Raw genomic sequence first — 13535 nt, forward strand, 5'->3', positions numbered from 1 at the left:
CTCAGTCGAAGAAGCGGGCCAGGTGGCCCCGGGACGGTCCGGGGGCGTCGGGCGGGAGCGGCGTGAGGTCGGCGAAGACGGAAGCGCCGTCGCAGCTGGCGTGCAGCGGGTACCAGCGCGGGGTGCCCGGCGGGCGCTGACCGCAGATGCCCTTGAAGGTCTGCACGTCCAGCAGCCGTACGTGGGTCGGGTCGGCCACCGCGTTCACGTGCCGCCACCAGGGGCTCATCACGTGCAGGACGCCGCCCGGCCGCAGCACCCGGTGGCACTCGTCGAGCAGCGGCAGGAAGTCGATCAGGTGCTCCAGGATGTGCACCGCGAAGAAGACGTCCACCGAGTCGTCGGCGAGCGGCAGCGATCCGGACAGGTCGGCGACCGCGTCCACCCCGGCCGCCGGGTAGATGTCCAGGCCCAGGTTGCCCGGCCACTGCTTGGTGGCCCCGCAGCCCAGGTCCACCACCACCGGGTCACGGCCCGCGACGCCCACCCGGCACCACACGCCGAGCACCCCGGCGAGGCGGCCCACCAGGTCCCGGAGCAGCCGCAGGTCGGCCAGGTCGGCGACCTCGCCGGTCAGGTGCGCCACGCCCCGGTCGAAGCGCACCTCGACGGCGAGCCCGCGCAGCCGGTCGTCGTGCGCGGCCAGGTCGGCCCACGCCTCGGCGAGGTACCCGTCGGCCGTGGTCAGCCGCTCGGCCGAGGGTGCGGATTGCCCCATCGCCACCATGCGCCACCTCCGGGCGCGCGATACCCGCATCCGCGCCCGGTATGCCTGGATCCACCGCCTCATCGTGGCGCGGGCTATCCCCGCCCCGCCCCAGCCGACCGGCGCGGCGCGGTCGGACCGTCGCCGCGCAGCGCCGGGGCGGGGTGGCGGTCAGCCGGCGATCGTGCGGCGTGTCGGCCGGCCGGCACCCCGCATCCGCTGGCGCGGCTGCGGGGCGGCCGCCTTGGGCCGCTTGAGGTGGTAGCGGTGCAGCTCGTTGTTGCCGGACAGGGACGGGTCCTCGCTCATCGCGACCAGTTCCCAGCCCTGGTCACCGGCCCGGTTCAGGTGGGCCACCGCGGTGTCGCCGTACGGGGTGACGTCGACCATCGAGCCGTCCGGGCCGTACCAGATGAAGACGACCTCCCACCCGAGGTCCGTGGCGGCGGCCTGGCGGCGGCGGACCAGCAGCGCGTACTCCCACTTGAGCATGAGGTCATTCTCACCCGGCACGACCGGACCGGCACGGATCAATCCTCGGCGATCCGTCCGGCCGCCACCCGGATCCGCCGGTTGACGCTCACCGCGTCCAGCATCCGCCGGTCGTGGGTCACCAGCAGCAGGGTCCCCGGGTACGTGGCCAGGGCCGACTCCAGCTGTTCGATCGCCGGCAGGTCCAGGTGGTTGGTCGGCTCGTCCAGCACCAGCAGGTTCACCCCGCGCCCTTGGAGCAGCGCCAGCGCGGCGCGGGTCCGCTCGCCGGGGGAGAGGGTGGCGGCCGGCCGCAGCACGTGGTCCGCGCGCAGCCCGAACTTGGCCAGCAGCGTCCGCACGTCGGCCGGGGTCAGCTCGGGCACGGCGGCGCCGAAGGCGTCCACCAGCGGCTGATCGCCGAGGAAGAGCCCGCGTGCCTGGTCGACCTCGCCCACCACCACGCCGGGGCCGAGCGCCGCGTACCCCTCGTCCAGCGGCAGCCGGCCCAGCAGCGCGGCGAGCAGGGTGCTCTTGCCGGAGCCGTTCGCCCCGGTGATCGCCACCCGGTCGGCCCAGTCGACCTGGAGGTCCACCGGGCCGAGGGTGAAGCCGCCCCGGCGTACGACGGCACCGCGGAGCGAGGCCACGACGGCGCCGGCGCGGGGCGCGGCGGCGATCTCCATCCGCAGCTCCCACTCCTTGCGGGGCTCCTCGACCACCTCCAGCCGCTCGATCAGCCGCGCGGTCTGCTTGGCCTTCGCCGCCTGCTTCTCGGTGGACTCGGCGCGGAACTTGCGGCCGATCTTGTCGTTGTCGGTGGCCTTGCGCCGGGCGTTCTTCACGCCCTTCTCCATCCAGGCCCGCTGCATCCGGGCCCGCGCCTCCAGCTCGCCCCGGGTGTCGGCGTAATCCTCGTACTCCTCGCGGGCGTGCCGGCGGGCCACCTCCCGCTCCTCCAGGTACGCGGCGTAGCCGCCGCCGTAGTGCCGGACCTGCCGCTGGTGCAGGTCCAGCTCCAGCACCCGGGTCACCGTCCGGGTCAGGAACTCCCGGTCGTGGCTGACCAGTACCGTCCCCGCCCGCAGCCCGGTGACGAACCGTTCCAGCCGGTCCAGCCCGGCCAGGTCCAGGTCGTTGGTGGGCTCGTCGAGCAGGAAGACGTCGTAGCGGCTGAGCAGCAGGGACGCCAGCCCGGCCCGGGCCGCCTGGCCACCGGAGAGGGCGGTCGTCGGGTGGTCCAGGTCGACGGTGAGCCCCAGCTCCGCGGCGATCTGCTCGGCACGCTCGTCCAGGTCCGCGCCGCCCAGGTCGAGCCAGCGCTCCAGCGCCCCGGCGTACGCGTCGTCGGCGCCCTCGGCCCCGGCGGTGAGCGCCTCGGTGGCGGCGTCAAGCGCGACCTGCGCCGCGGCCACCCCGGTCCGCCGGGCCAGGAAGTCGCGGACCGTCTCACCCGGCCGCCGCTCCGGTTCCTGCGGAAGGTAGCCGACCGTGGCGGTGGGCGGGCTCAACGACACCGAGCCCTGCTCCCGGGGCTGAAGCCCGGCGAGGGTCCGCAGCAGCATGGACTTGCCGGCGCCGTTCACCCCGACGAGCCCGATCACGTCGCCGGGGGCGACGACCAGGTCCAGGTCGGCGAAGAGCAGGCGGTCACCGTGGCCGGCGGTGAGGTCCTTGGCGATCAACGTGGCGCTCATGAGGAGACCGAGCCTACCCAGGCGACGATCCGGGGCCGATCGGATCGACCGGGCCTCGCGGCGCGACGGAGGTGAGGGAGACTCACTCCCGTGGTGACCACTCTGGCGATCGACTGCGGCGGCGGCGGGATCAAGGCATCCGTGCTGGATGCCGCGGGGACGATGCGGGCCAAGCCGCTCCGCGTCCCCACGCCGTACCCGCTGCCACCCGCGCTCTTCGTCAAGACGCTGCTCGGACTGGGCGGCCGCCTGCCGGCTGCGGACCGGCTCACCGTGGGCATGCCCGGCATGATCCGGCACGGCGTGGTGGTGGCCACCCCGCACTACGTCACCCGCTCCGGCCCGCGCAGCAAGGTCGACCCGTCGCTGGCCGCCGAGTGGTCCGGGTACGACGCGCGCACCGCCCTCGCGGAGGCGTTCGGGATCCCGGCGCTGGTGCTCAACGACGCCGAGGTGCACGGCGCGGGGGTGGTCGCCGGGACCGGCTGCGAGCTGGTGCTGACCCTCGGCACCGGCCTGGGCAGCGCGCTCTTCGACGGCGGGATGCTCGCCCCGCACCTGGAGCTGTCGCACGCGCCGGTGCGCTGGAACACCACCTACGACACGTACGTCGGCGAGCCGGAACGCCGGCGCCTGGGGGACGCCTTCTGGTCGCGGCGGATCCGGCAGGTGGTGGACGGCCTGCGCCCGGTCTTCCGCTGGGACCGGCTCTATCTCGGCGGCGGCAACTCCCGTCTGATCCGGCCGGAGCAACTCACCCGGATGGGCGACGACGTCGTGGTCGTCCCGAACACGGCCGGAATCGTGGGCGGTGTCCGGGCCTGGGACCTCGTGGGCGACCAGTACGATCCGACCCCCTGAGCGCGATTTCCGCCCGCCGGAACACTCGCGGTACGGCTGGTGTTGTGTCAGCGTCGGACATGAGGGCGGCGCGACACGAGGAGGTGGGTCGAGTGGATCTTCTGGCGGAATACCGGCGGGCGACCATGTTCTTCGAAGCGGGTGACCCGACCGGAGCGGCCCGGCTGCTCGAGCCGATCGTCGAGGCCGAACCCGGCAACTCCTCGGTACGGCAGTTGCTGGCTCGCGCGTACTTCCAGTCGGCCCAGCTCGGCCGGGCCGAGGAGCAGTTGCGTGAGCTGGTCGACCGGGACCCGAGTGACCACTACGCGCACCACGTGCTGGGCCGCACCCTGGAGCGGATGAACCGGCCCGCCGACGCGCTGCGGCACCTGCGCATCGCGGCGGCCATGTACTCGACCAACGCCGACTATGCGGCGGCGTTGCGCCGGGTGGAGGGCAAGGTCGGCGGCACCCGCTGACGAACGTGACGACGGGCAGCCCGGGCGGGCTGCCTTTCGTCGTCTCTAGGATGGTTCCGTGAAGCTCAAGCTCGATCTCCACGAGATCTACAACAAGGGCTACGAGATCGACCGCGCCCTGCGCGACATCATGGACGAGGCGGTGGCGAAGAAGGCCACCCTGGTGGAGATCATCCCCGGCAAGGGCTCCGGCCAGCTCAAGAAGAAGGTGCTGCGGTTCCTCGACCAGAAGGACGTGAAGCAGCTCTACCACCGGGTCGAGAAGGACTCGAAGAACTTCGGCCGCCTCTTCGTCCACTTCCGCTGGAAGTAACCTGGACTACGGCCGGCGGGCGTAGAGGAACGCCCCGTGCCGGTTCTCGTCCGGCCGATGCAGCAGTTGGGCCTCGACGGTGAACCCGGCGTCGCACAACCAGGCAGCCACCCGCTCGGCGGGACGCCGGTGGACGTACACCTTCATCGGGTGGCCGCCGTAGCCCTGCGTCTTCAGCCGGTGCTCGTCGCCGACGTGAAAGCCCAGCAGCGCGACACCCCCGGGACGCAGCACGCGGTGGAAGTGGGCGAGCACCGCCGGGACCTCCTCGTCCGGGACGTGAATGAGGGAGAACCAGGCGAGCAGGCCGGCGACGGAGGAGTCGGCGAGATCGAGGTCGGTCATCGAACCCACCTCGAACCGCAGGTCCGGGTGGTCCCGTCGAGCAACGTCGATCATGGCGGGGGAGAGGTCGACGCCGAAGGCGTCGAGACCGAGGCGGTGCAGGTGGGCGGTGAGCCGCCCCGGCCCGCACCCGACGTCGGCCACGGCGCCGCCACCCCGGGCCTGGACCAGCTCGGCGAAGAGCCCCAGGATCGCCCGCTCGTACGGCGCGTCGGCGAGCGCGTCGCGCAGCATGTCGGCGTAGCTCTCCGCCACGGTGTCGTAGGACGTCCGGGTGTCGGCGAGCCAGCTGTCGACGGTCATCCCGGCACCCTAGTGCGGTGACCGCCGGGTGCGTCGCCCCGCCCAGGGCTGGCTCGCCCCCTACGCCACGGTTCGCAACCTGCTCTCCGGCGAGATGACCCCGCTGCGCTGGGCGCAGTGGCTCACCGTCCTCCTGCTCTGGGGAGTCGGCCTGAACACCCTCGGCGCCGCCCACCGGACCCGGTGACCGGTCAGAACTCGTACGTCTTCGCCACAGCGAGCATCTCCGAGCTGTGCGAGCCGACGATCCCCACGTCGGCGGGTCGGGGACGGAAACCGGGCAGCTGGTCCAGGCCGTCGCTGGCGTCCATCGCCCGCAGCCGCAGCTTGTTGCCGCTGGCGTCGAAGGTCAGGTCGACCTCGACCCCCTCCGGCGGCGGCGCGTGGAAGACGAAGCCCAGCGACCGCAGGTCTGCCACGTCGACGGATCGTCCGGCGACGGTGGCCGCGCTCAGCCCGCCGCTGCCCAGCGCGTCGCCGTTGAGGTGCAGCGAGAGCAGGCGGACGGGACGCTGCGGAACGATCCGTACCCGGATCCGCCGGTCGCCGTCGGCCGCCTCGGTGTCGGAGAGCAGTTCGACCTTCGGGGCGGGCAGGTTCGCCGCTGGGGCCGGGCCGGCGCGCAGCTCACCGTCGCCGAGGCCGGGAAACTCGTCCGAGACGTCGACGGTGCCGTTGACGTAGCCGTCGGTCCAGGGCTGCGGGTCGCCCTCGTGGCTGAGCCACCGCGCCTCTCCGGTGTCCGCGTCCAGCGCGTACATCAGGTGGGTCGGCACTGGGTGGGCGGCGTCGAAGCGGTCCACGGCCAGGCCGACCCCGGCGAGCACCACGGCGGCGAGCGCGGCGGCGACGGCCGGCACCGCGCCCAGCCGGCGGGCCCGCAACGCGCCCAGGCCCCGCTGGCCGCCGGCCTGCGGGTGCAGCAGGTCGACCACCGGCAGCGCGGCCAGCCCGAGCAGTACCGCGAAGAGCGCCGCCACCGCACCCATCGCCATGCCGAGCGCCGGGAAGAGCAGCACCACGGTGGGCAGCAGGATGACCACGGCCACCGCGCCGGCCAGGGTCACCGCGACCACCGGCCACGGGCCGTCCTGCCGGGTGGTCAGCGCCGCCAGCCCGGCGGCCGCGCCGGCCAGCGCCGGCAGGGTGGTCAGGTACGCCCCGCCGGGCACCGCGGCGGCCAGCAGCACCCCGAACAGCGCCAGCCAGGCCAGCCCACCGAAGGCGAGGGCGGCCGGGCCGAACCGGCGGCGGGTCAGCACGTACCAGGCGAACAGGACCGCGGCGGCGAGCGCCACCACGGCGAGCCGGTACCAGACCGGCCGGTACGGGTCGAGCAGTTCGGCGTAGCGGGGGCGGATGGTGGTGATCGTGGTCCAGAGCAGCCACGCGCCCAGCGGGGCGACCACGACCGGCACCAGGGTCAGGCCGACACCCCCCACGAGCGTCCAGGCGGTGGCCCGGCCACGCCGGACCAGCAGCCAGCCGAGCGCGCCGACGGCGACCAGGGCGAGCAGGGCCAGCGGCAGGGCGAGCCAGCCGGGGTAGCGGACCAGGCCGCCGGGCACCGGGAAGTAGGTGTCGTCGTGCCCGGAGCGCAGGTCCCGCAGGTCGGTGCGGCCGAACTCGCGGGCCAGGCCGAGGGCGTTGTCACCGTGCATCTGGAGGCTGCCCCGGTCCATCGCCGCCGGGGTGTCCAGCGGCGAGTGGTAGACCGCGCCGCCGTCGATGTACGCCGAGTTCAGCCCGACGAAGCCGTGGTCCAGGAACGCGGTGAAGTCGGTGTCGTTCGGTAGCGCCCGGTAGATCTCCACCGCGAACGAGGTGCCCACCGGATGGGGTGCCGCGCGGCCGAACACGTCCACCAGCTTGGCGTTGTTCCGGGACGTCTCAAACATGATCACCGGGCCGGTGGAGCCGCGTGCCTCCAGGTTGAGCACCACCCCGCCGTCCCGGGCCAGCGGGTGGTCGGCGGCGAACCCCGAGGCGCCGCAGAGGCAGGCTTCCTCCGCGTCGGTGAGCACGAAGACCACGTCGTTGCGGGGACGCGGCCCGGCGGTCAGCGCCCGGGCGACCTCCAGGATGCTGGAGGTGCCGGCGGCGTCGTCGTTGCCGCCCGGCCCGGACTGCACCGAGTCGTAGTGCGCGACCAGGAAGACCCGGCCGGTCGAGTCGGTGCCGGGCAGCCGGGCCACCACGTTGCGGACCCGGGCCAGGGTGGCCCCACCGGCGGTCCCGCTCAGCTGCCCGGCCTCCGGGGCGACGGTGTCCTGCACCTCGGTCTCCAGGCCCAGCCCGCGCAGCACGCCCACCAGGTGCTCCCGGACCTGGTCGTTGGCGGCGCTGCCGGCCACGTGCGGCCGCGCCGCGATGACCTGCACGTTCTCGTACGCCCGCGCGGCGCTGAACTGGTCCGCCGGCGCGTCGGCCGGGCGGGGCGCCGGGGTGGCCAGGTCGACCAGGACGCCCGCGCCGACGGCGAGCAGCGCGGCGAGCGCGGCCACCGCGGCGAGCGGTCGCCGGCGGGGCCGGGACAGCGCCCGGTCGGCGGGGCGGGTGAGGGGTGCGCCCACTTCGAACTCCTCGGGGATGGGTCGGGGGTGGGCATCATCCTGCACCCCCGGAGCCCGCGAAGGCACCACCGCCTGCCGGTGCGCGCGGTCCCCCGCCCCGGTGGCGGCGTAATATCGGTCGTCCGCCCTGGCGCTGTCCCAACGGCGGAGCGCTCGTCCTGCCCGCGCCAGCTCCGGTCGTGTTGTGTGCGACCGTGGTCTGATACAGGATCAGCAGGGCACTCGGAAGGAGCCCGACATCACCAGCGAACTCCCGCGCCTTGCGGCGGTGACCCGGCCGCACCGGGGGACCGGTATGCCCGGTTCCTCCGTCGTGCCGCAGGCGGGCGCCGGGATTCACGCCAACCTGCCGCCCGGCGAGCGGCTGCGGGTCCTGCTGGTCGAGGACGACGAGGGCGACGCCTTCCTGGTCGGCGAGCTGCTCGCCGAGACCAACTCCATGATCGACCTGCTGGTCGCCACCAGCCTCAGCGAGGCCCGGCAGCGGGTGATGGGCGTCGACTGCGTCCTGCTCGACCTCGGGCTCCCCGACGCACAGGGCCTGGACGGCCTGCGCCAGGTGCTGGAGATGTCCACCGGCGCCGCGGTCTGTGTGCTCACCGGCCGCTCGGACGAGCACCTGGGCATCGTCGCGGTCGCCGAGGGCGCCCAGGACTATCTGGTCAAGGGGCAGGTCGACGGGGTGCTGCTGGCCCGCGCCCTGCGCTACGCGGTGGAGCGCAAGCGGGCCGACGAGAACGCCCGCCGGCTGCGCGAGGTCGAGCTGCGTCAGGCCGAATCCGCCCGCCTGGAGCGGGGCCTGCTGCCGCAGCCGCTGATGGCCACCGACGAGGTGTCGGTGCACACCTTCTACCGCCCCGGCCGGCACGCCGCGCTGATCGGCGGCGACTTCTACGACGTGGTGCAGACCCGGCCGGACCGGATCGACCTGATCGTCGGCGACGTCTGCGGGCACGGCGTGGACGAGGCGGCCCTCGGTGTCGAACTCCGGGTGGCCTGGCGCGCGCTGATCCTGGCCGGGGTGCCGGACGACGAGGTGCTGCCCGCCCTGGAGCAGGTGCTGATGAGCGAGCGCCGGCTCCAGGAGATCTTCGCCACCGTAGCCACCGCCCGACTCGACCTGGCGGCCAACCGCGCCATCGTGAGGCTCGCCGGGCATCCGCCGCCGCTGCTGCTCAGCAGGGGTCAGGTCGCCCCGGTGCCGGCCAAGGGCGGCCTGTTGCTCGGCGTCCGACCCCGCCGGCCCGTTGCCTTCGACCTGGAGTTCGACGCTGATGACTGGTCCCTGCTGATGTACACCGACGGCCTCATCGAGGGGCGGGTGGGCACCGGCGACGACCGGCTCGACGTGTCCGGGCTCACCGGGCTGCTCGCCGATCCCGTCAACCGTTCGGTGCCCCTGGCCGAGCTGCCCGCCTGGCTGGTCGGACGGGCCGAGCAGATCAACGGTGGCCCGCTCGCCGACGACGTGGCCATGCTGCTGGTGACCCGGGGCGGCGGCCGGTGAAGACGTACCGGCAGGGCTGGACCCTGCGCCGGCGGGTCATGGCGCTGGTCGCGCTGGTGGGCGTGCTGCTGGTCGGCCTGGCCGCCGCCGAGGCCGTGGTGGCGGCGAACAACCGCGCCTACTCCGACCAGGTGCTCGAAGGCACCGGCCCGGCCCGGGCTCAGGCGGAGCAGCTGCTCGGCGTACTGGTCAGCGAGGAGACCGCCGTACGTGGCTACGCGGTGACCGCGGACACCGAGGATCTCGACCGTTACACCAGCAGCCTGGTGCGGGAGCGGGAGCTCTACCGCGGCATCGAGTCGCTGGCCGGCCGCCATCCCCGCGTCCGGGCCCAGCTCGACACGGTCCGCGCGCAGGTCGACGAGTGGCAGCGGACGGTGGCGCAGCCGGTGATCGACAGCACCCAGCGCGACGGCCGCGAGGCCGCCCAGGCGCTGATCACCGACCAGTCCCGGCAGCAGTTCGACGACATCCGCCAGTCCGTCGGCACGCTCCAGCAGGAGATCCTGGCCGAGCGGGAGCGTGGCGTCGGGCGGATCGAGACGACCTCCAACCTGCTGGTCGCGCTGCTGATCGTCGCCGCGGTCGTGATCGTGGTGGCCGGCACGGTGCTGCTGCTCTCCCTCGACCGGATCGTGATCCGTCCGCTGGCCGGCCTGGCGCTTCAGGTGCGGGAGGTCGCCGAGGGCGACTACCAGCACGCGATCACCGGCTCCGGGCCGCCGGAGTTCGTCCGCCTCAGCGTCGACGTGGACGCCATGCGGCAGAAGATCGCCAGCGACCTGGCCGAGGTGCGCGTGGCGCGGGAACGGATCGAGTGGGTCAACGGCCAGCTCCAGAAGCAGGCCGAGGAGCTCACCCGCTCCAACCGTGACCTGGAGCAGTTCGCGTACGTGGCCTCGCACGACCTGCAGGAACCGCTGCGCAAGGTGGCCAGCTTCTGCCAGCTCCTCCAGCGGCGGTACGCGGGCCAGCTCGACGAGCGGGCCGACCAGTACATCGCGTTCGCCGTCGACGGGGCGCAGCGGATGCAGCGGCTGATCAACGACCTGCTCGCCTTCTCCCGGATCGGCCGGCTCACCACCGGCTTCGCCGAGGTCGACCTGAACAAGGTGATGGGCGACGTGGCGGCACAGACGGAGGCCGCCCGCCAGTACGCCGACGCCGAGTTGATCTGGGACGACCTGCCGGTGATCCGTGGCGAGGAGCCGCTGCTGACCAACCTGCTCGCCAACCTGGTCAGCAACTCGATCAAGTTCCGCCGCCCGGACGCGCCGCCGCGGGTGCACGTGTCGGCCCGGCTGGTCGGTGACGAGTGGGAGATCAGCTGCCAGGACAACGGCATCGGGATCGAGCCGGAGTTCGCCGACAAGATTTTCGTGATCTTCCAGCGGCTGCACTCCAAGGACGCGTACCCGGGCACCGGCATCGGCCTGGCCATCGTCAAGAAGATCGTGGAGTACCACGGTGGTCGGGTCTGGGTGGACACCGACACCGAGGAGGGCACCGCGATCCGGTTCACCCTGCCGGCGCTGCCCGAGGACGTCGAGGCGGCGCGGGCGGAGGCCGAGCCGACGGCCGGCGCGGAGCCGACGGGGGAGTCGGCGGAGACCGGCGACGGTGCGGATGGCACCCTTGCTGCGGCGCCCGTCGGCCGGCAGTCGGACACTGCGGAACGGGCGGAGACGCCCGAGGGGGCGGCTGGAGACGGTACAACGGGTGGCATGAAGGAGACGGTGGGATGACCGCGCCCGCAGACGGCAAGAGCCCGATCGAGGTCCTGCTGGTCGAGGACGACCCGGGCGACGTGCTGATGACCCAGGAGGCGTTCGAGGAGCACAAGCTCCGCAACCGTCTCACGGTCGTGTCGGACGGCGCCGAGGCGCTGGCCTACCTGCGCCGGGAGGGCCAGTACGCGGACGCGGTGACCCCCGACCTGATCCTGCTCGACCTGAACCTGCCCCGCCGGGACGGCCGGGAGGTGCTGGAGGAGATCAAGAAGGACGAGAACCTCTGCCGGATCCCGGTCGTGGTGCTCACCACCTCCCAGGCCGACGAGGACATCCTGCGCAGCTACCAGCTGCACGCCAACGCCTACGTGACCAAGCCGGTGGACTTCGAACGCTTCATCTCGGTGGTCCGCCAGATCGACGAGTTCTTCGTCAGCGTGGTCAAGCTGCCGCCGCGTGGCTGACCGGCTGCTGGAGGACGTCGGCGCGGTGCTGCGGGAGGCCGCGGCGGAGATCGTGGTGCCGATGTTCCGGCGGCTCGACGAGACGGACATCACCGAGAAGGCGCCCGGCGAACTGGTCACGGTCGCCGACCGCCGGGCCGAGGAGTTCATCTCCGCCCGGCTGCGGCGGCTGCGCCCCGGCTCGGTGGTGGTCGGCGAGGAAGCGGTCGCCGAAGACCCGGACCTGCTGCGGCACCTGCGGGGGACCGGCGACGTCTGGTTGGTCGACCCGGTCGACGGCACCTCCAACTTCGCCGCCGGCCGGCGGCCGTTCGCCCTGATGGTGGCGCTGCTGACCGACGGCGTGGAGGCCGCCTCCTGGGTGTACGACCCGCTGGACGGGACGATGGCCGCGTGCCGCGCCGGCGCGGGCACCTGGCTGGACGGCACGGCGGTGCGGGCCACCGCGCCGGCCCCGGTGGCCGGCGCGTTGCGCGGCACCGCGATGACCCGGTTCCTGCCGGCGGACTTCCGCCGGGACGTGGAGGCCGGTGGCGCGCGGATCGGCGAGCTGCTGCCCGGCCAGCACTGCGCCGGCCGGGAGTACCTGGACATGCTCACCGGGACGCAGCAGTTCGTCCTGTTCTGGCGCACGCTGCCCTGGGACCACGGCCCGGGCACCCTGCTGGTTCGTGAGGCCGGCGGCGTGGCCCGGCGTTTCGACGGCGCCGAATACCATCCCGCGGACGACGGCCGGGGTCTGCTGGTCGCGGTGAGCGAGGAGATCTGGGACGAGGTGCGGTCGGCGCTGCTGGGCAGTTGACCGGTCCCGCGCGTGGCGTGGTGCCGGCCCCCCACCGTCCACCGCCCATGATCGTCACTTCCCGGCGACGACACCGGCACGCTACGTCGATGGTTGGTGTCGTCCGAGGTCGTGGGCCGGGCACGGCGCACCCGGTCCGGTATCGTGACCGGCGGTCTCCGCCAGCAGGCCGCCGTCCGGCGCCGGCGGAGCCGCCGCCGCGCAAGGCAACCGGGGGCCGGCGGTCGACGGAAGGACGCTTTCGTGCCCAGGACCACGCTCATCCGGCGGCGCGTCCGCCGGCCGTTGCTCGCCCTGCTCACCGCGACGGCCCTGCTGCTCGGCGCGGGCCTCGCCCCGGCCGGGGCGGCTGCCGCCGCGCCGACCCCGAGCGCCCCCGACGAGGGCGGCAGCAAGCAACTCCGGGCCGCCCTCGAAGCTGCGGCCAAGGGGCACATCGAGGCCAAGGCTCGCCTGGACAACTCCAAGCGCCGGCAGGCCGCCCTCGCGGTGCAGTACAAGCAGCTCGAGGCGGGCCTGGTCGAGCTGACCGCGCAGGTGGGCGAGGTGGCCGCCCAGTCCTACCGGGTGGGTCGGCTCACCCCGGTGTCGATGCTGCTGGCCAGCTCCGACCCGGACGACTTCCTCAAGCGCGCCGCCGAGCTGGACGTGATGGCCCAGCGGGAGAGCAGGCGGCTGCACGACCTGACCGAGGCCAAGACCCAGGCGGCCCAGGCCAAGGTGGCCATCGACACCGAGGTGCGCGAGCAGCAGAAGCAGCTCGCGATCCTGGCGAAGAAGAAGCGGGACGCCGAGATCGCCCTGGCCAAGGTGAGTTCCGGGGCCGGCTCCGGGTTCAGCGGCAGCTCCTCGTCGGCCCAGCCCGCGCCGCGCAACGCGGACGGCTCGTGGCCGTCGGAGTCCTGCTCGGTGGACGACCCCACCACGTCCGGCTGCATCACGCCGCGCACCCTGCACATGCTCCAGCAGGCGAAGGCGGCCGGCTACAAGCGTTACGTCTCCTGCTACCGCAGCGGCGGCGACGGCGAGCATCCCAAGGGGCGGGCCTGCGACTTCTCCGCGGCCAGCGGCGGCTTCGAGGACGTCTCGGCCACCGGCGGGGACAAGGCGTACGGGGACAGCCTCGCGAGCTGGGCCAAGAGCAACGCCAGCCGCCTCGGCATCATGTACGTGATCTGGTACCGGCAGATCTGGATGCCGAACACCGGCTGGCGGTCCTACAGCGGTGGCGGCAGCCCGGCCGGCGACCACACAAACCATGTTCATATCTCGATGTACTGACCCGGGTGGCCCCGAACGCTG

14 protein-coding genes are annotated in these 13535 nt (G+C 73.4%); 9 read left to right on the forward strand and 5 right to left on the reverse strand.

Annotation, left to right across the window (positions count from 1 at the left end):
- Position 1: 1 nt before the first annotated feature.
- The 3 genes from ACL02O_RS10740 to ACL02O_RS10750 all read right to left on the reverse strand — a co-directional run bounded on the left by ACL02O_RS10740 (position 2) and on the right by ACL02O_RS10750 (position 2874).
- Positions 2-727 carry a class I SAM-dependent methyltransferase gene (locus ACL02O_RS10740; protein WP_412817888.1) on the reverse strand — a complete coding sequence of 242 codons (726 nt, stop codon included), beginning with the start codon at positions 725-727 and terminating at the stop codon, positions 2-4.
- Positions 728-877: 150 nt separating this feature from the next.
- Positions 878-1198, reverse strand: a complete 321-nt coding sequence (locus ACL02O_RS10745; protein ID WP_412817853.1) for a hypothetical protein — start codon at positions 1196-1198, stop codon at positions 878-880.
- Positions 1199-1236: 38 nt separating this feature from the next.
- Positions 1237-2874: an ABC-F family ATP-binding cassette domain-containing protein gene (locus ACL02O_RS10750; RefSeq protein WP_412817854.1), complete on the reverse strand. Its 1638-nt coding sequence runs from the start codon at positions 2872-2874 to the stop codon at positions 1237-1239.
- A gap of 90 nt (positions 2875-2964) precedes the next feature.
- Here ACL02O_RS10750 and ACL02O_RS10755 point away from each other — a divergent pair, with 90 nt between their 5' ends.
- The 3 genes from ACL02O_RS10755 to ACL02O_RS10765 all read left to right on the forward strand — a co-directional run bounded on the left by ACL02O_RS10755 (position 2965) and on the right by ACL02O_RS10765 (position 4509).
- A complete protein-coding gene (locus ACL02O_RS10755) occupies positions 2965-3735 on the forward strand; it encodes an ROK family protein (RefSeq protein ID WP_412817855.1) in 771 nt (256 codons plus the stop codon).
- A gap of 92 nt (positions 3736-3827) precedes the next feature.
- Complete coding sequence (locus ACL02O_RS10760) at positions 3828-4196, forward strand: tetratricopeptide repeat protein (RefSeq protein WP_412817856.1); 369 nt, start codon at positions 3828-3830, stop codon at positions 4194-4196.
- 58 nt (positions 4197-4254) lie between these two features.
- On the forward strand, positions 4255-4509 hold the full coding sequence (locus tag ACL02O_RS10765) for a Smr/MutS family protein (RefSeq protein ID WP_089005137.1): 255 nt from the start codon (positions 4255-4257) through the stop codon (positions 4507-4509).
- 6 nt (positions 4510-4515) lie between these two features.
- Here the strand turns inward: ACL02O_RS10765 and ACL02O_RS10770 are convergent, their stop codons facing one another.
- Entirely contained in the window at positions 4516-5157 is a 642-nt protein-coding gene (locus ACL02O_RS10770; protein WP_412817857.1) for a class I SAM-dependent methyltransferase, read from the reverse strand.
- Between the two features lie 28 nt (positions 5158-5185).
- Between ACL02O_RS10770 and ACL02O_RS10775 the strand changes: the two genes are divergently transcribed.
- Positions 5186-5344, forward strand: a complete 159-nt coding sequence (locus tag ACL02O_RS10775; protein WP_412817858.1) for a hypothetical protein — start codon at positions 5186-5188, stop codon at positions 5342-5344.
- A gap of 4 nt (positions 5345-5348) precedes the next feature.
- Here the strand turns inward: ACL02O_RS10775 and ACL02O_RS10780 are convergent, their stop codons facing one another.
- Positions 5349-7730 (reverse strand): M28 family peptidase, encoded by a 2382-nt coding sequence (locus tag ACL02O_RS10780; protein ID WP_412817859.1) that lies wholly within the window; start codon positions 7728-7730, stop codon positions 5349-5351.
- 295 nt (positions 7731-8025) lie between these two features.
- On the opposite strand from ACL02O_RS10780, the gene ACL02O_RS10785 reads away from it, so the two are divergent.
- From ACL02O_RS10785 to ACL02O_RS10805, 5 genes are all read left to right on the forward strand, one after another.
- The gene (locus ACL02O_RS10785; protein WP_412817860.1) at positions 8026-9237 is read left to right on the forward strand and encodes a PP2C family protein-serine/threonine phosphatase; all 1212 of its coding nucleotides are present in this window, start codon (positions 8026-8028) and stop codon (positions 9235-9237) included.
- Positions 9234-10982, forward strand: a complete 1749-nt coding sequence (locus tag ACL02O_RS10790) for a sensor histidine kinase (protein ID WP_412817861.1) — start codon at positions 9234-9236, stop codon at positions 10980-10982. The genes ACL02O_RS10785 and ACL02O_RS10790 overlap by 4 nt, the downstream gene beginning before the upstream one ends.
- A complete protein-coding gene (locus tag ACL02O_RS10795) occupies positions 10979-11431 on the forward strand; it encodes a response regulator (protein ID WP_412817862.1) in 453 nt (150 codons plus the stop codon). The genes ACL02O_RS10790 and ACL02O_RS10795 overlap by 4 nt, the downstream gene beginning before the upstream one ends.
- Complete coding sequence (locus ACL02O_RS10800; protein WP_412817863.1) at positions 11424-12233, forward strand: inositol monophosphatase family protein; 810 nt, start codon at positions 11424-11426, stop codon at positions 12231-12233. The genes ACL02O_RS10795 and ACL02O_RS10800 overlap by 8 nt, the downstream gene beginning before the upstream one ends.
- Positions 12234-12476: 243 nt before the next feature.
- A complete protein-coding gene (locus ACL02O_RS10805; protein WP_412817864.1) occupies positions 12477-13514 on the forward strand; it encodes a coiled-coil domain-containing protein in 1038 nt (345 codons plus the stop codon).
- The last annotated feature ends 21 nt before the right edge of the window (positions 13515-13535 follow it).

It is taken from the genome of Micromonospora mangrovicola, from assembly GCF_047200535.1.
Taxonomy (GTDB): Bacteria; Actinomycetota; Actinomycetes; order Mycobacteriales; family Micromonosporaceae; genus Micromonospora.

Excerpts from the sequence above, each read along its gene's own strand:
- ACL02O_RS10770 (WP_412817857.1), bottom strand. The coding sequence starts at position 5,157 with ATGACCGTCGACAGCTGGCTCGCCGACACCCGGACGTCCTACGACACC.
- ACL02O_RS10745 (WP_412817853.1), bottom strand. The coding sequence starts at position 1,198 with ATGCTCAAGTGGGAGTACGCGCTGCTGGTCCGCCGCCGCCAGGCCGCC.
- ACL02O_RS10740 (WP_412817888.1), bottom strand. The coding sequence starts at position 727 with ATGGTGGCGATGGGGCAATCCGCACCCTCGGCCGAGCGGCTGACCACG.
- ACL02O_RS10785 (WP_412817860.1), top strand. The coding sequence starts at position 8,026 with ATGCCCGGTTCCTCCGTCGTGCCGCAGGCGGGCGCCGGGATTCACGCC.
- ACL02O_RS10795 (WP_412817862.1), top strand. The coding sequence starts at position 10,979 with ATGACCGCGCCCGCAGACGGCAAGAGCCCGATCGAGGTCCTGCTGGTC.
- ACL02O_RS10750 (WP_412817854.1), bottom strand. The coding sequence starts at position 2,874 with ATGAGCGCCACGTTGATCGCCAAGGACCTCACCGCCGGCCACGGTGAC.